This window comes from Streptomyces sp. GbtcB6 (assembly GCF_019091475.1).
Classification (GTDB): domain Bacteria; phylum Actinomycetota; class Actinomycetes; order Streptomycetales; family Streptomycetaceae; genus Streptomyces; species Streptomyces hyaluromycini.
Map to the genome: position 1 here is coordinate 1 of NZ_JAGXJL010000006.1, position 15,640 is coordinate 15,640.

The window sequence follows — 15,640 nt, forward strand, 5'->3', positions numbered from 1 at the left end:
GGGCCGCCGCCGCCAAGCGGGTCGCGGACCGGGTGGAGGTGCTGCGGCTGGGCCGGCGCGTCGCGTCGTACACCGCCGCCGACACGACGATCGAGGAGCTGGTCGGGGCGATGACCGGCTCGCTGGACGGGCCGAACGGGACCGGGGAAGCGGAGGGCGCACGATGACGGCGCAGAGCGAGAAGGCCCCGGCGGCCGTGGGCGGCCGGGCCGCGGTGCCGGACTGGGTGCGCCGTGCGGCAACCCTCAACGAACTGTGGACCTTTGTCATCCTGGTGGCGCTGGTCCTGTTCTTCACCATCGCGGCGCCGGGCAAGTTCTTCACCACGTACGACATCACCCAGATCGCCGTGAACGCGGCCATCTATCTGGTGCTCGGTGTCGGCATGACGTTCGTGATCATCACGGCGGGCATCGATCTGTGGATCGGCTCGGTGCTGGTGCTGGCCGCGGTGGCGGCGGGTGAGTACAACATCCATCACGGCGGGGCGACTTCGGGCTGGGGCACGGTGGCGTTCTGTGTCGTCATCGCGCTGGCGGTGGGCACGGCGTGGGGCGCGCTGCAGGGCGCCGTGGTGGCGACCGGCAAGGTGCCGCCGCTGATCGTGACGCTGGGCGGGCTCGGCGCGGCGCTGGGCATCGCCGAACTCGCCACCGGCGGCCAGGACCCGGCCGGGGCGTCCTCCACGCATCTGCAGAACAGCCTCGGTTTCGGCAAGGTGCTCGGTATCCCCTGGATGGTGATCCTGGCGGCCGTGGTGACCGCGGTCTTCGGCGCGGTGCTGGCCGGCACCCGGTTCGGCGAGCACACCCTCGCGATCGGTTCGAACCCCACTGCCGTACGGCGGGCGGGTATTCCGGTGGGCCGGCAACTGGTCAAGGTCTACGGCCTGATGGGGCTGCTGGCCGGGCTCGGCGCGGTGATGTGGCTGGCCTCGTACGGCACGACGTCGATCGCCGGGCACTCCACCGACAACCTCAAGGTGATCACCGCGGTGGTCCTCGGCGGTACCAGCCTGTTCGGCGGGCGGGGTTCGGTGCTGGGCACGGTGATCGGTGTGTTCATCCCGGCGGTGCTGACCACCGGGCTGATCGTGATCGGCGTCCAGCAGTACTGGCAGGACGTGGCGGTGGGTGTGGTGCTGGTCGTGGCCGTCTACATCGACCAGCTGCGCAGGAAGACCCGGGAACGCGCATGACCGGATGGCTCGTGACGGGATCGCCCGTGACGGGATCGCCCGTGACGGGATCGCCCGTGACGGGATCGCCCGTGACGGGATCGCTCGTGACTACTGAATCGCTCGTGACTAGGGAGGACTCCGTGATGAGGAGCATTCGCAGCAGGCGCCGGTTGCTGGTCGCGGTGGGCACGGTTCTGGCCCTCGGCGCGGGGGCCTCGGCGTGCGGATCGTCGGACGACGGTGGCGGCTCGGGTAGTTCGGGCAGCGCCAAGGGCAAGAAGGTCCGGCTGATCACCGGGGTGAAGAGCGACCCCTTCTACATCACCATGACCTGTGCCGCGCAGGAGGAGGCCAAGGCCAAGGGGATGGACTTCACGGCCGACGGTTCCGCGCAGTGGGACGTGTCCGTGCAGCGGCCGCTGCTCGACTCGACGGCCGCCTCCCGGCCCGACGGGCTGCTGATCTCGCCGGTCGACACCAGCGCGCTGACGCCGTCGCTCAAGCAGATCCAGTCGGCCGGCACCAAGGTGGCGCTGGTGGACACGACGGTGACCGACACCTCGATCGGCATCACCCGGATCTCGTCGGACAACGAGAAGGGCGGCCGGGTCGCCGCCGACGCGCTGGCCAAGCTGATGAACGAGAAGGGCTCGGCCATCGTCATCAGCGTCAAGCCCGGCGTGTCGACGACCGACGCGCGGATCAAGGGCTTCACCGAGGAGATGGCCAAGTACCCGAAGATCAAGGTGCTGCCCACGCTCTACGACAACGACCTGCCGGCCACCGCGGCCTCCCAGATCCAGTCGACGCTCGCCGCCCACCCGGACCTCGGCGGGGTGTTCGCGGGCAACACCAACACCGGTCAGGGCATCGCCACCGGGCTGAAGCAGGCCGGCAAGGAGGGCGCGGTGAAGGTGGCGGCGTTCGACGCCGAGCCGGACGAGATCGCCTCGCTGAAGTCGGGCACCCTCCAGGTGCTGGTCGCCCAGGACCCGGCGGCGATCGGCCGGCAGGCGGTGGACCAGCTCGCCAACGCCTTCGAGGGCAAGTCGGTCAGCAAGTCGATCGGCACCAACATGGTGGCGATCACCAAGGACAACATGAACGACCCGTCGGTCAGCAAGTACTTCTACAAGTCGCAGTGCTGAACGGAGTTCCGCGAGAACGAATCTGACGACTGGTCGAAGACCCGTCCGACGTACGGTCAGCGGCCGGGCGGACCCACCCTCCTGGGTCCGCCCGGCCGCCGGTCGTACGGGCGGGTCAGCTCTACGAGCAGGACTCGCCGTTCAGCGTGAAAGCGTACGGCGCCGAGTTCTGGCCGCTCCAGGTACCGAGGAAACCGAAGGACAGGGTGCCGTTCGCGGCAACCGACTGGTTGTAGTTGGCGGCGTCGGCGGTGACCACGCCGCCGTTCTGGCTGACGGTCGCGTCCCACATCTGGGTGACCTTCTGGCCGTCCCGGAAGGACCACTGGACCCGCCAGCCGGACAGGGCCTGGGTGGTGGTGACGGTGACGGTGGACTGGAAGCCGTCGGTCCACTGGTTGACCAGGTCGTAGGAGACCTGGCAGGCGGCGGGCGCCGCGGAGGGGGTGGGAGTGGCGGAGGCGGTGGCGTGGTGGCCGCCGGTGCCAGCCGTGGCCGAGGAGGTGCCCTGGGGCTCCGGGTCGGGGTTCTTGTGACCCGGAGTGTCGACGGCGGTGGCCGAGGCGGAGGGGGCGGCGGAGGCGGTGTGCGTGGGGGTCGGGTCGGCCGACGGGAGGACGGAGCCGGGGTCGGCGACCGGCTGCCGGTCGTCCTGGGAGGCGGAGGCCGTGTCGTCGCCGGAACCGCCGCCCATCGGCATCATCGACACGCCGAGCGCCACCAGCGAGATCATCACCGCCGCGCCGAGCAGACCGTGCCGCAGCACCTTGCCCCGGCCGCTGCCCTCCTTGGGGTCGCCGCCGTCGTGGTCGGCGCCGACCGGGCGGCCCGCGCCGAGCCGTACCTCGGCGGCGCGGCGGCGGCGCTCCAGGTAGGCGAGGCCGCCCCAGCCGATGACCCCGCCGGCGAGTGCCGCGGGCAGTCCGCCGCCGTGCAGCCGCAGACAGGCGGCGGCCTCGGCGCACTGCACGCAGGTGGCGAGGTGCCGGGAGAGGTCCTCGGGCGTGTCGGCGGAGGAGGACCGCGTGACCGCGTCGAGGAGCCGGGCGTAGCTGCGGCACTCGGCGGCCATCGGCGTGTCGAGGTGGGCGCGGTGGCAGCGGTCGCGGAAGAGTCCGCGCACCTGCTCAAGCTCCTGTGCGACGACCACCGGGTCGAGACCGAGCCGGCGTGCCACGGAGGACAGCGGCAACGCCTCCACCTCGGCCAGCCACAGCAGTTCGGCGTCCGCCTCCTGCATGTCCCTCAGGCCGCGCAGCGCGACGGGCCGCTGCAACGGCAGCCCCGTGTAGCGCGCGGCCTTCTCGGAGTTGAGCCACAGCCGCAGGTCCGGGTCGAGCTGGTGCCCGAGCCCTTCGGCCTCCCAGGCGGCCGCCGTGTTGCGCACGGCGGTGAGCAGCAAGGGGATCATCGGCAGCCGGGCGGCGCGCCGTCCGGAGCTGCGGACCGGAGCGAAGTCCGCTTCACGGGCTTCACGCATACCGAGCGTGAAGGCCTCGGTGGCCAGTTGATTGGCCGTCAGAGAGCCGGACGTGCACAGGTCGGCATAGGAGAGCACCGCGTCCCAGCATTCGGAGAACAGCGCTGCCTCGGCGGCGTCCTGAGGGGTCGGCAGGTCGGGCATGGGTCTCCTGCATCCAAAGCGAGGTCAACTCACCGTATCGGCAACGGAGTTGGGGGGAACCTCGCGGCGGGCCCGAGTTTTTCACGTCTCCTGCACAACTGACAAGCGGCATATTCAAAACCGGCTACCGGTGGTCGTGCCACGGATTCTCCCCGTCGCCCATACCACCGGTCCCCGGCGTCACGTCAACCGCTGCGCCCAGCTGTCCGACCGCTCCCCGGCCGCCACCCGCCCCCGCGCGTCGAGCGCCCGCACCGGGTACGCGGACCGCGCGCGGGGATCGCGGTCACCGTACCGGACAGACGCTGACGGCCGAAGCGGGCACCTGGCCGTGGATCGTAGCCCGGCCGGAGAACGCGTTCGTGTCCACCGTGGTCCACAACTCCGGCCCCTAGTACGGACAGCGACCGCGTTTCGACTCACCGTTCTCGTCAGTCACTTGCGGCGGGCCGCCGGGAGTCACACCTTCGTCGGCTCCTGAGCGGGCAGGCTGTCCATGAAGGAGCTGACGGAGAAGACGGCACGGCCGGGTCCGGGCTCGCCGTAACCGGGCGGGGAGGAGAGGCCGAAGTCCTCCATCGTCTGGCGGTAGGCCTGCAGCAGCCGGATGTGGTACTCCAGCGGGGCGCCCTGCGGGTTGGCCTTGCCGAGCGGGGTGGTCGGCTCCGGGCACCAGGTGGTGAAGCGGGGCGTGATGCCGTGCGACATGAAGAAGCGCAGCCCCTCGGTGGTCGACGCGATCGCCTCGTCGACGGTCTTGAACCCGAACGGCTCGGCCATCTCCACACCGGCCACGAAGTTGGGGATCACGTTCCGCGCGCCGAAGATCTCGGCCGAGTCCAGGATCCGCTTGTGCCACTCGTCCCGGCCGACGTACCGCTCCTTGCCCGGGCAGTACATCTTGAAGAGGTACTCGTCCCACACCTCGAAGTTGGGGTGGTAGATCTGCACGCCGTAGTCCTTGAACCGCTGCACGTCGTCCCGCGGCAGCGCCTGCGCGACGACCTTGCCGATCCAGCGCCCCGGGAACCGCTCCTCGATGGCCTTGGCGTAGTGCCCGTAGAAGTCGGCCTCGTCCCGCCCGGCGACGGTCTTGGTGATCGCACCGCCGGTCAGCGTGTAGGCGGTGGACGCCTTCGCCGTGTCGTAGCGGTCGATGATCTCCAGGGCTTCGAGGACCTCCTCGACGTCCTTCACACCCGTGTACGGCCGCCCGGCCGCCTTGTGCTGGCGCCAGTTGTGGTTGATGTCGCAGTACTGGCACTCCTCCTTGGCGCCGAAGTACTGGCAGACCCGGAAGACGGTGAGGTAGATCAGGTAGCCCCACTGGATGGTCGGGGCGACCTCCATCACGGACTTTCCGTTGGAGAGCTTGTGCCGGTAGTACTCCGGCATCGGCGGCACGCCGACGTCGGCGATCCGCTTCCCGTCGAGGTAGAGGCCCAGCATGCCCTCGTCGTCGGCGGCCACGCGGTACGGCGAGGTGGGGTTCACCCGCACCGACACCACGGTCCGGCGCAGGTCGTACGGCCCGCCGGTGAGGATGATCTCCTCCGGGGGCCGGCGCAGCGCGGCCTCGCCCAGCTCGGGCAGGGTGCCGTGGTCGAAGGAGAAGATGAAGTACGACTTCGGCTTGACCTCGCCGCTCTCGTTGTCGCTCAGGGCGGAGGGGTCGAAGGCCACACCGCCCCGGAGCAGGTCCTCCTTGAAGACGGCTTCCCGTGGTACGTGCGGGAACCTCTCCATCAGATCTTCGACCAGCGCGGTACGGCTGCCCATCCCGTGTCTCCTCCCGGCTCAGGCGTTCGACTCCTCACGTTATGCCCATGCTCGGGCGTCAGCCGTGCCGGGTCCCCTCACGGCGCGCAATATGCCCCGGTACGGGGGTGTTAGGGGCCAGTGCGGGATCCGTCACCGGTGTCCCCCAGGCCGAGGTGAGCGGCAGGACGCCGGCCCACAGCCCCAGCTCCGCGTCCGGTCCGTCACCGTCGTCCGGCGGTCCGGTACGGATCTTCACGGAGGCCTCCTCCAGGGAGAGGGCGAGGAGGGTGGTGGCAGCCAGCTCCCTGCGGTTCGGGCGGCGGGCGTACGACCACTGGCCCGGGGCCGCGTGTTCGGAGAGAAGGCGCAGGCCCGCCAGCTTCTCCTCGGGGTCGGTCACCTTGCGGGCGGTGCCGTGGACCACCGCGCTGCGGTAGTTGACGCCGTGCTCGAAGACGGACCGCGCCAGCACCAGGCCGTCGACGTGCGTCACGGTGACACACACCGGGGTCCCGCCGGCGAGGCTGCGGCTGGCGACCGAGCCGTGCAGATAGAGCTGCCGCTCGTCCCGCCCGTACACCGTCGGCACGACCAGCGGGCGCCCCTCGACCACCACCCCCAGATGGCAGACGAACCCGGCGTCGAGAATCGCCTCCAGCTCGGCCCGGTCGAGACTGCCCTGCTCGCGCAGCCGGCGATGGCGGGTGCGGCCGGTCACGGGAAGGCGTGGGGACAGCGATTCAGGGGCCATGCCCGCACGCTACCGATACCGCAGGGAAATGGCCACAGCATTGCCGATCACAGCAACCGACGGCACGCGAAGCAACGAAATCAGCAGATCGCTCCGGTCGCTCAGCCGCCGGCGGACCGCCGCGTCGATTCCCGCAGCACCACATGCGTCCCCAGCACCAGATGCTGGCCGTCCGGGAGCTCGTCGCGGTGCAGCGCGAGGCGGACGGCGGCGCGGCCCAGTTCCTCCTGGGGCACGTGGACCGTGGTGAGCGTCGGGTAGACGTCACGGGCGACCGGGATGTCGTCGTAGCCGGCCACCGCGATGTCGTCGGGGATACGGCGGCCGGACTCCCGTATCGCCTGGATCACGCCCGTGGCGATCATGTCGGTGGCCGCGAAGACCGCCGTGAACTCCCGCCCGGAGGTGAGGAGTTCACGGGTCGCCTGGTAGCCGTAGGAGCGGGAGAAGACGCCGTCGAGGATCAGGGCCGGGTCGGGGGCGAGGCCGAGGAGTTCGTGGGCACGGGTGAAGCCGGCGATGCGCTGGGCGCTGGTGGACAGGCCGGGGACCCGGCCCAGGTAGGCGACGCGCCGGTGGCCGCCGGAGAGGAGGTGGCTGGTGAGGGCGAAGGCGCCGCCCTCGTTGTCGTAGTCGACGACCGTGGCCGGGACACCGGGGCCGAGCGGCGGGCGGCCGACGAGGACCAGCCGGGAGCCGGACCGGTCCAGGGCGTGCGCGAAGTGGGTCATGCGGTCGTGGTAGGCCTTGTCCTGCAGGGCGCCGCCCACCACGATCACCGCGTCGGCCCGCTGCTCCCGCATGGTCTCCACGACGGCGAGGATGCGCCGCGGGTCGCCGTGCGTGGTGCAGAGCATGCACAGCCGGCCCTCCGCCGAGGCCTGCTCCTCGACCCCGCGGGCGATGTGCGCGTAGAAGGGGCCGGTGACGTCGTCCACGACGAAGGCGACGGTCTTGTTGGTGGCGCCGCCGAGCGCGCGGGCGTGCGCGTTGACCACGTAGTCCAGCTCGCGCATCGCCTTGAGGACCTTGGTCCGGGTGGCGGCGGCGACCGGGTAGGTGCCGCCGAGGACCCGGGAGACGGTCGACGCGGAGACGCCGGCCCGCGCGGCCACGTCCCGTACCGTCGAGGCGTCCCCGTTCAGCGCCGGCTGCGTCCTCTTCGCCACCGCTCGGCTCCCCTTCGTCATGTGTTCAGGTCACCCTACGAGACGGCCGGAGGCGCCCGGCGGACGGCCCGTCACGCGGCCCGCTCCAGGACCGAGTGGTCGATGGCGTACAGCAGACCGTCTCCGGTCAGCAGCCGTCCGGCCTCCTCCACGACGGTGAGTCCGAGCCTCGCCACCTCGTTGCCCTGCGAGCCGGCCAGGTGCGGGGTGAGGAAGGCGTTGGGGAGGTCGAAGAGGGGGGAGTCGGGGGGCAGCGGCTCGGGGTCGGTCACGTCGAGGATCGCGGTCAGGCGGCCGGTGCGCAGCTCCTCGATCAGGGCGTCGTGGTCGAGGAGGGAGCCGCGCGCGGTGTTGATCAGCACCGATCCGGCCGGCATCAGGGCGAGTTCGCGGGCGCCGAGGAGATGCCGGGTCTCCGGGGTCTGGGGGGCGTGCACGGTGACGATGTCCGAGGTGCGCAGCAGCTCGTCCAACGGCAGCAGGGGGACGCCGAGCCGGGCGGCCTCCGCCTCGTCCACGTAGGGGTCGGCGAGGCCGACCGACAGGTCGTACGGGCGCAGCAGTTCGAGGAGCCGGCGGCCGATGCGGGAGGCGCCGACGATGCCGACGCGGCGGTGGAAGTTGCCGATGCCGGGGACGATGTCGCCGTACGGGAAGGTGCGGCGGGTGCGCAGCAGGTCGCGGAAGGCGAAGACGTCCTTCCCGGCGAGCAGGATCATCGCGAGGGTGTACTCGGCGACCGGCAGCGCGTTGGCGGCGGCGGCCGAGGAGACGGCGATGCCCCGCCGCCACACCTCGGGCGTGGTGAAGCCCTTGACCGAGCCGGCCGCGTGCAGCACCGCCCGCAGTTTCGGCGCCGCGTCCAGGGCGGCCGCGTCCAGGACCGGGCAGCCCCAGCCGGTGACCAGGACCTCGGTGCGGGCGAGCGTCTCCCGTACCCGGGGATCGGTGAAGTCGTGCGCCACCAGAGTGGGATCGATTTCTACGTACTCGCACAGTCGCGCGAGCACCTCCGGCGGAAAGATGTGCGGCACGTTCTGGGCCGTCATGGCGAACAGTGCCTGGGGACGCTCGGGCAAGGAAGTGACCTTCCGGCTCGGTGACGCGCGGATAGCAACCGGTCTCTACCGTAGGTCTCGGCGAATGAGAGGGTCAATGGACAGGCACTCCCCGGAGGAGACGGACACTTCCCGGAGAACGACGGACGCTCCCCCGGAGAACGATAGAAATGGGACGGCAGAGATGACGGATCCGGCGCAGACGGTCACCAACTGGGCGCGCAACATCACCTACACCGCCAAGGAGTTCCACCGCCCGGACTCGCTCGACGAGCTCCGGTCGCTGGTGGCCGGCAGTGCGCGGGTACGGGTGCTGGGCAGCGGGCACTCCTTCAACCGCATCGCCGACCCGGGCCCGGAGGGCGTGCTGGTCTCGATCGCCGGGCTGCCGCCGGCCGTCGAGGTGGACACGGCGGCCCGTACGGTCCGGGTCGCGGGCGGGGTGCGCTACGCCGAACTGGCCCGCGCGGTGCATGCGCGAGGCCTCGCGCTGCCCAACATGGCCTCGCTGCCGCACATCTCGGTGGCCGGCTCGGTCGCCACCGGCACCCATGGCTCGGGCGTGGCCAACGGGTCGCTCGCGGCGCCCGTACGGGAGGTGGAACTGGTCCTCGCCGACGGCTCCACGGTCACCATCGCGCGGGGCGACGCCCGCTTCGACGGCGCGGTGACCTCGCTGGGTGCGCTGGGTGCCGTCACCGCTCTCACCCTGGACCTGGAGGCGGCATATGACATGGCGCAGACTGTATACACCGAACTGCCGCTGGACGGCCTGGACTTCGCAGCGGTGTCCGGGGCCGCCTACAGCGTGAGCCTGTTCACCGACTGGCGGGAGCCCGGCTTCCGGCAGGTGTGGGTGAAGCGGCGCACCGACCGGCCGGCCGTGGACTTCGGGTGGGCCGCGCCCGCGACCGAGGCGATGCACCCGGTGCCGGGCATGCCGGCGGGCAACTGCACCCAGCAGTTCGGGGTGCCGGGGCCCTGGCACGAGCGGCTGCCGCACTTCCGGGCGGAGTTCACGCCGAGCAGCGGGGACGAGCTCCAGTCGGAGTACCTGCTGCCGAGGGCGGCGGCCGTCGACGCCCTGCACGCCGTCGACGGCATCCGGCAGACGGTCGCCCCCGTCCTGCAGACCTGCGAGGTGCGGACGATCGCCGCCGATCCGCAGTGGCTCAGCCCCGCCCACGGCCGTGACTCCGTCGCCCTGCACTTCACCTGGGTGGACGACCTGACGACGGTGCTGCCCGTGGTACGCCGGCTGGAGGAGGCGCTGGCGCCGTTCGACCCGCGGCCGCACTGGGGCAAGGTGCACGCCGTGCCCGGCGAGGTGCTGCGCGGCCGCTACCCGCGGCTCGCCGACTTCCGTGCTCTGGCCCGGGACCTCGACCCCGACGGGAAGTTCACGAACCCCTTCGTGGCAGAAGTCCTGCACGACTGACGGACTTAATCCAACCCTTAATGTAATGGCTTGTCGAAAGCGCTTCCCAGACCATAGCCTTGCGCCGTGTGAAGCACACATCACGTGACATCCGCACCGCGAACCGCTACGAGGTGCTGCGGCACATCATCGCCGAGTCTCCCACCTCCCGGCAGGAACTGGCGGCCGTCACCGGGCTGAGCCTGGCCACGGTCGCCACCCTCGTCGGGGAGCTGCTGGAGCTGCGGATGATCACGGAGGTCGGCTTCGAGGACTCCGCGGGCGGCCGTCCCCGGGGACTCGTCGCGGTCAACCCGTCGGGGGGCGCGCTGATCGGCGTCGACATCGCGGAGACGTACGTCCGCGTCGAGCTGTTCGACCTCGCCCTGAACGTGCTGGCCCGCGCCGAGGAGGACGTGCGCCCCGGCGAGAACCGGCCGGAGCAGGTGGTGGGCCAGGTGGCCGCGGCGGTCGGCGCGGTGGTGGCGCAGGCCGGGATCGAGGGCGCGCGGGTGCTGGGCGTCGGGGTGAGCGTGCCGGGGCAGGTGGACCGGGCCACCGGCATCGCCGAGTACGCGCCCAACTGGGACTGGCACGACGTGCCGTTGCTGCGCCTGCTGTCCGGACACATCGCGTATCCCCTCTACCTGGACAATCCGCTGCGGGCCTGCGCGGTGGCCGAGCAGTGGTTCGGGGCGGCGCGCGGGCGCGGGGACACGGTGGTGGTGAACCTCGGAACGGGGGTCGGCGCCGGGCTGGCGCTCGGCGGCGGACTGCACCGGGGTGTCAGCAACAGCGCCGGCGAGTGGGGGCATACGACGCTCGTGCTGGACGGCCGGCTGTGCCACTGCGGCAACCACGGCTGCGTCGAGACGTACGTCGGCGCCCCCGGCATCATGCTGAACCTGCGGGAGTTGAGCCCGCAGAGCCCGCTGCTGCACCCGGAGGACCAGACGGCCACCGTGGACGCGCTGGCCCGGGGCGTGGCGGACGGTGACCCCGTCGCGGTCGAGGTCGTACGGAACACGGCCCGTTACATCGGCGCCGGTATCGCCAACCTGGTGAACCTGCTCAACCCCGAACTGGTCGTGCTCAGCAGCTGGGTGGCCCGCCGGCTCGGCGAGCCGCTGCTGGCGGAGGTGCGGGACGCCGTCCGGCGGCACGCGCTCGGTCGGCCGTTCGCCGCCACCGAGATCGTCCTCTCCCCCATCCCCACCGACCCGGTCTGCCTGGGCGCGGCCACGTTCGCCCTGGAGGGCGCGCTGCGGTCGGTGGGCCTGCGCAACGGGGGCCGCACGGGCCGCACCGTGCCCGCCTCCCGGTGACCGGCCCCGCCGACCCGGCCGTCCCGCCCCTCGACGTGCCCGCCTCCCGGTGATCGAACAGTCCAAATCGCGGGTCGATTAATCCATTGCCGGGCTCCTCGGCGCTCTGCGACCGTCGTGGCGTATCCGCGGCCGGTCGGCCTCTCGAACCCGACCGGCCGTATGCCGTGCACGGAACGAGGGGGTCCTCAGCGTGGCCGGAAGTATCGAGGTCCGCGGCCTGTCCCGCACCTTCCACACCACCGTCCGGCGCCCGGGTTTCGCGGGCGCCCTGCGATCCCTGGTCAACCCCGAGCGCGTCGAGAAGCACGCGGTCTCCGACATCTCCTTCGACGTCGCCCCGGGCGAACTCCTCGCCCTGCTCGGCCCGAACGGCGCGGGCAAGTCGACCACCATCAAGATGCTCACCGGCATCCTCACCCCGACCTCCGGCGAGGCCCGGGTCGCGGGTGTGGTGCCGTACCGGGAGCGGGAACGCAACGCCCGGAACATCGGTGCGGTGTTCGGGCAGCGGACCCAGCTGTGGTGGGATCTGCCGGTGCGGGAGTCGTTCGCGATCCTGCGGGACATCTACGAGGTACCGAAGACCGAACACGCGGCGCGGCTGCGGGAGTTCGACGACCTCCTCGAACTCTCCAGCTTCTGGGACACCCGGGTGCGGCACCTCTCGCTCGGCCAGCGCGTCCGCTGCGACCTCGCCGCCGCCCTGCTGCACGATCCGCCGGTCGTCTTCCTGGACGAGCCGACCATCGGCATGGACGTGGTGGTGAAGGAGCAGGTCCGCGAGTTCCTCCGGTACCAGGTCGCCGAGCGCGGCCGTACCGTGCTGCTGACCACGCACGACATGACCGAGGTGGAGCGGCTCGCCGAGCGGGTGGTGCTGGTCAACCACGGGCGGCTGGTGCTGGACGGCACCCTGGACGAGGTCCGCCGGGACTTCGGCTCGACCTGGCAGGTGCGGGCGACCCTTGCAGACCCGCACACCCCGGTCGGCCCGCTGCCGGGCATCGCGCTGGTGAGCCATGACGGGCCCCAGGTGGTGTTCGGCCCGGACGGTCCGGCCGCGCCCACCGTCCACCAGGCGCTGAAGCTGGTCATCGAGCGGTACGAGGTGACCGGTGTGGCCGTGGACGAGGCGGACCTGGAGGACGTGATGCGCGCGGCCTACGCCGAGGCCGGGGCCAAGGCCGAGGCGGCGTGATGACGACCCCGACCTACGCCTGGCGCGCCGCCCGGGTCACCCCGCTCGGCGAGCTGTACACCCCGCCCCGCATCACCGCCGCGCTGCTGCGGCTGACCGTGCAGGTGGTGCTGGTCGCGTCCCTGTGGCACGGCCTGTACGCCCAGACCGGTACGACCGCCGGGCTCTCCCGGGACCAGGCGGTCACCTTCGCCGTGCTGGCCGTACTCGCCTCCCGGCTGCGGGAGCTGGACCAGTACGCGGGCCGGGACTCGGTCGCGCAGCACATGTACTACGGCACGATCGTCTACTGGTATCTGCGCCCGCTGTCCCCGCACCGCTACTACGCGCTGCGCGCCCTGGGCGAGCAACTCTACGGACTGGCCTGGGCGTTGACCGGGTACGCGATCTGCCTGGCGTCGGGTGTCGTGGTGCCACCCGAGTCGGCGGCCGTGGCGGGGGTGTTCGCGCTCAGCCTCCTCCTCGGCCAGTGGGTCCTGCACTACGTCATGCTGCTCATCGACCAGTTGTGCTTCTGGACGCTGCGCAACACGGCGGCCCTGCTGATCCTCATCTTCGCGCAGAACCTGATGTCCGGGGTGTACGCGCCGCTGTGGTTCTTCCCGCACTGGTTCCTGGTCCTCAGCTCCTTCCTGCCGTTCCAGGCCACGCTCAACGTGCCGCTGTCGCTGTACGTGGGCCGTATCCCGCTCTCCGACGCGGGCTTCCAGCTCGGCGTCCAGGCCGCCTGGCTGGTGGCGCTGCGCTTCCTCACCCGGTTCCTGTGGCGGCGCGCCGCCCGTCGAGTCGTCTCCCAGGGAGGCTGAGGCACATGAACGCCGTACGGATCATCTGGCGGGTCACGCAGCTCAACTTCCGCGCCCAGCTGGAGTACCGCACCGAGTTCCTGATGATGATCGCGATCGGCGCGGTCTGGCAGGTGTCGGTGATCGTGTTCGCGACCGTGCTGCTGACCCGGTTCGCCGGGATGGGCGGCTGGGACAGCTCGGACGTCCTGCTCATCCCGGCGACCCGGATGCTCGCCCACGGCCTGTTCGTGCTCTTCCTGGGCCGGGTGCACGGCCTGGGCCGGCACATCCAGGAGGGCAAGATCGACGCGTATCTGCTCCGCCCCCTCCCGGTCTACCGCCAGCTCCAGCTGGAGTTCTTCCCGACCAACGCGATCGGCGACCTGACGGTGGCGGTGGGCCTGATGGCGGGCGCGCTGAGCCGCAGCCACCTGGACTGGACGCCGGGCCGGATCGCGTACCTGGTCGCGGCGGTCCTCGGCGGCATGCTCCTGGAAGCCGCACTGTTCACTGTCGTCGCCTCGGCCTCCCTGCGCTTCCCGGCCGCCGACTACTGGGGCCGCTGGCTGGAGGAACTCCTCGGCACCTTCGGCAGCTACCCGCTCAACGTCCTCCCGAGGGCGGTCGGCGGCTTCCTCACCTACGGTCTCCCGCTCGCCTTCGTCGCCTACTTCCCGGCGGCCGTCCTCACCGGCCACGGCCACTCCACCGGCGCCCCCTACTGGCTGGCCGCCGCCTCCCCCCTCCTGGGCCTGCTCGCCTACCTGGCCTCCCGGTGGCTGTGGCGGTGGGCGCTGGGGCACTACACGGGGGTGAACGGCTGACGTTCGCGGGTGTCAGCCGTGCCGCGCGCCGCGGACCGGGGTGCACAGGCCGGCGACGGCGATGAGCGTGCAGCAGGCTCCGGCCACGGCGGCCACGCGGGCGGTGCCGTACTGTTCGGCGGCCCAGGTGAGCACGGCAGCGCCGACCGGGGCGACCGAGTACTGAAGTGTCCAGTAGGCGGAGGTGACCCGGCCCAGGAGGGGCTCGGGGGTGATCTCCTGACGCAGTGACATGGAGCAGATGCCCGCCATGCCCAGACAGGCCAGGTAGACCGCGCTCAGGACGGCCACGGCGGGGACCGTGTGCGCCCGGCCGAGCCCGGCGAAGGCCAGTCCGCACACCGCGGTGGAGACGATCCAGGTGGGCCCGAAGCCCAGTCGCCGCCGGACCCGGGCGACCAGCAGCGCCCCGGCGATCGTGCCGACCGCACCGACGGCCATCACCGTCCCCACCGTGCCGTCGTCGTGGCCGAGGTCGTGCTTGAGGTGGTAGATGACGAGGTCGGTGACACCGAGGCTGAGGAAGCTGAACACGGCGAGGAGACCGGCGAGCGAGCGCAGGATGGGGTGGCGGACCAGGTACGAGAGCCCGGTGCGCAGGTCCTGCCACAGACCCGTGTCCTTGACCGGCCGGTCGTCCGCGGCGCGCGCCCGGACCCGCACGAAGAGGAGACAGGCCGCCGAGACCGCGTAGCTGGCCGCGTCCACGGCCACCGCGTCGGCGGGCCCGGTCCGGGCGGCCACCAGGCCCGCGCCGAGCGGTCCCAGCACGCCGGCCGCGGCCGCGGTGGCGTTCAACCGGCCGTTGGCCTCGGTGAGTCGGCCGGGCCCGACGAGTCCGCGGACGACGGTGACGTATCCCACGGCGAAGAGCATGCCGACGGCCTCGCACAGGGGCAGGACCACGTACAGCAGCCAGAGGCGCGGTCCGGCGAGCCAGACGAGTGGGACCAGCCCGTAGAGGACCATGCGGACCAGGTCGCAGGCGATGAGGAGCTTCCGACGGTCGACCCGGTCCACGACCACACCGGCGAAGACCGCCGCCAGCACCATCGCGGCGCCGCCGACGCCGGTGAGCAGACCCATCCGGGCCACCGAGCCGGTCGCCTGGAGGACCAGCAAGGGCAGCGCGATCAGGCTGAAGGAGTCACCGAGGACGGACAGGGTCTGGGCAAGCCAGAAGAACCCGAAGTCCCGCTGTCTCCACAGCGGTTGACCGTCCGCCGTCCGCTGCCGTGCCGCCCGCGTCACGCGCCGCGCCCCGTTCGCCACGGCTCCCCCTTCCGTCACCCGGCAACCATATGCCGGTGCCCCGGCCGGGCGCGCCGCGATAAATCGCATGACGGCAGAAACCTAGAGGCCCTAGGATCCTGTCTAAGAATCCTAGGGGAGGC

Annotated in this window: 13 protein-coding genes and 1 pseudogene; 8 read left to right on the plus strand and 6 right to left on the minus strand. The window is 71.5% G+C overall.

The features are described from left to right. From KVT45_RS58065 to KVT45_RS12420, 3 genes and pseudogenes are all read left to right on the plus strand, one after another. A pseudogene (locus KVT45_RS58065) lies at positions 1-167 on the plus strand (sugar ABC transporter ATP-binding protein); the annotation flags it as partial. Beyond that, positions 164-1,198: an ABC transporter permease gene (locus tag KVT45_RS12415; RefSeq protein ID WP_254646692.1), complete on the plus strand. Its 1,035-nt coding sequence runs from the start codon at positions 164-166 to the stop codon at positions 1,196-1,198. The pseudogene KVT45_RS58065 and the gene KVT45_RS12415, both read left to right, overlap by 4 nt. Before the next feature lie 125 nt (positions 1,199-1,323). Further along, a complete protein-coding gene (locus tag KVT45_RS12420; protein WP_217546881.1) occupies positions 1,324-2,328 on the plus strand; it encodes an ABC transporter substrate-binding protein in 1,005 nt (334 codons plus the stop codon). Positions 2,329-2,449: 121 nt separating this feature from the next. On the opposite strand, the gene KVT45_RS12425 is transcribed toward KVT45_RS12420, so the two are convergent. The 5 genes from KVT45_RS12425 to KVT45_RS12445 form a co-directional block, all read right to left on the minus strand. Continuing rightward, complete coding sequence (locus KVT45_RS12425; RefSeq protein ID WP_217546883.1) at positions 2,450-3,952, minus strand: cellulose-binding domain-containing protein; 1,503 nt, start codon at positions 3,950-3,952, stop codon at positions 2,450-2,452. Between the two features lie 459 nt (positions 3,953-4,411). Next, positions 4,412-5,731, minus strand: coding sequence for a radical SAM protein (locus KVT45_RS12430; RefSeq protein ID WP_217546884.1), 1,320 nt, complete (start codon positions 5,729-5,731; stop codon positions 4,412-4,414). Between the two features lie 58 nt (positions 5,732-5,789). Next, complete coding sequence (locus KVT45_RS12435) at positions 5,790-6,464, minus strand: pyridoxamine 5'-phosphate oxidase family protein (protein ID WP_217546886.1); 675 nt, start codon at positions 6,462-6,464, stop codon at positions 5,790-5,792. Between the two features lie 101 nt (positions 6,465-6,565). Then, positions 6,566-7,633 carry a LacI family DNA-binding transcriptional regulator gene (locus KVT45_RS12440; RefSeq protein WP_308310712.1) on the minus strand — a complete coding sequence of 356 codons (1,068 nt, stop codon included), beginning with the start codon at positions 7,631-7,633 and terminating at the stop codon, positions 6,566-6,568. A 71-nt stretch (positions 7,634-7,704) separates the two neighbouring features. Continuing rightward, positions 7,705-8,712, minus strand: coding sequence for a hydroxyacid dehydrogenase (locus tag KVT45_RS12445; RefSeq protein ID WP_217546890.1), 1,008 nt, complete (start codon positions 8,710-8,712; stop codon positions 7,705-7,707). A gap of 163 nt (positions 8,713-8,875) precedes the next feature. On the opposite strand from KVT45_RS12445, the gene KVT45_RS12450 reads away from it, so the two are divergent. The 5 genes from KVT45_RS12450 (at position 8,876) to KVT45_RS12470 (ending at position 14,246) form a co-directional block, all read left to right on the plus strand. Next, on the plus strand, positions 8,876-10,129 hold the full coding sequence (locus KVT45_RS12450) for an FAD-binding protein (RefSeq protein ID WP_217546892.1): 1,254 nt from the start codon (positions 8,876-8,878) through the stop codon (positions 10,127-10,129). Between the two features lie 68 nt (positions 10,130-10,197). Next, the gene (locus KVT45_RS12455) at positions 10,198-11,433 is read left to right on the plus strand and encodes an ROK family transcriptional regulator (RefSeq protein WP_217546893.1); all 1,236 of its coding nucleotides are present in this window, start codon (positions 10,198-10,200) and stop codon (positions 11,431-11,433) included. 193 nt (positions 11,434-11,626) lie between these two features. After that, the gene (locus tag KVT45_RS12460) at positions 11,627-12,634 is read left to right on the plus strand and encodes an ATP-binding cassette domain-containing protein (protein ID WP_217546895.1); all 1,008 of its coding nucleotides are present in this window, start codon (positions 11,627-11,629) and stop codon (positions 12,632-12,634) included. Next, positions 12,634-13,440 (plus strand): ABC-2 family transporter protein, encoded by an 807-nt coding sequence (locus KVT45_RS12465; protein ID WP_217546897.1) that lies wholly within the window; start codon positions 12,634-12,636, stop codon positions 13,438-13,440. Before KVT45_RS12460 ends, KVT45_RS12465 begins: the two co-directional genes overlap by 1 nt. Before the next feature lie 5 nt (positions 13,441-13,445). After that, on the plus strand, positions 13,446-14,246 hold the full coding sequence (locus KVT45_RS12470; RefSeq protein ID WP_217546899.1) for an ABC transporter permease: 801 nt from the start codon (positions 13,446-13,448) through the stop codon (positions 14,244-14,246). A gap of 12 nt (positions 14,247-14,258) precedes the next feature. Here KVT45_RS12470 and KVT45_RS12475 read toward each other — a convergent pair whose 3' ends face one another. Next, on the minus strand, positions 14,259-15,518 hold the full coding sequence (locus tag KVT45_RS12475) for an MFS transporter (RefSeq protein ID WP_308310720.1): 1,260 nt from the start codon (positions 15,516-15,518) through the stop codon (positions 14,259-14,261). Positions 15,519-15,640: the final 122 nt, after the last annotated feature.

Coding starts and splice junctions, on each gene's coding strand:
- KVT45_RS12420 (WP_217546881.1), top strand. CDS start 1,324: ATGAGGAGCATTCGCAGCAGGCGCCGGTTGCTGGTCGCGGTGGGCACG.
- KVT45_RS12430 (WP_217546884.1), bottom strand. CDS start 5,731: ATGGGCAGCCGTACCGCGCTGGTCGAAGATCTGATGGAGAGGTTCCCG.
- KVT45_RS12425 (WP_217546883.1), bottom strand. CDS start 3,952: ATGCCCGACCTGCCGACCCCTCAGGACGCCGCCGAGGCAGCGCTGTTC.
- KVT45_RS12470 (WP_217546899.1), top strand. CDS start 13,446: ATGAACGCCGTACGGATCATCTGGCGGGTCACGCAGCTCAACTTCCGC.
- KVT45_RS12450 (WP_217546892.1), top strand. CDS start 8,876: ATGACGGATCCGGCGCAGACGGTCACCAACTGGGCGCGCAACATCACC.
- KVT45_RS12465 (WP_217546897.1), top strand. CDS start 12,634: ATGACGACCCCGACCTACGCCTGGCGCGCCGCCCGGGTCACCCCGCTC.
- KVT45_RS12415 (WP_254646692.1), top strand. CDS start 164: ATGACGGCGCAGAGCGAGAAGGCCCCGGCGGCCGTGGGCGGCCGGGCC.
- KVT45_RS12435 (WP_217546886.1), bottom strand. CDS start 6,464: ATGGCCCCTGAATCGCTGTCCCCACGCCTTCCCGTGACCGGCCGCACC.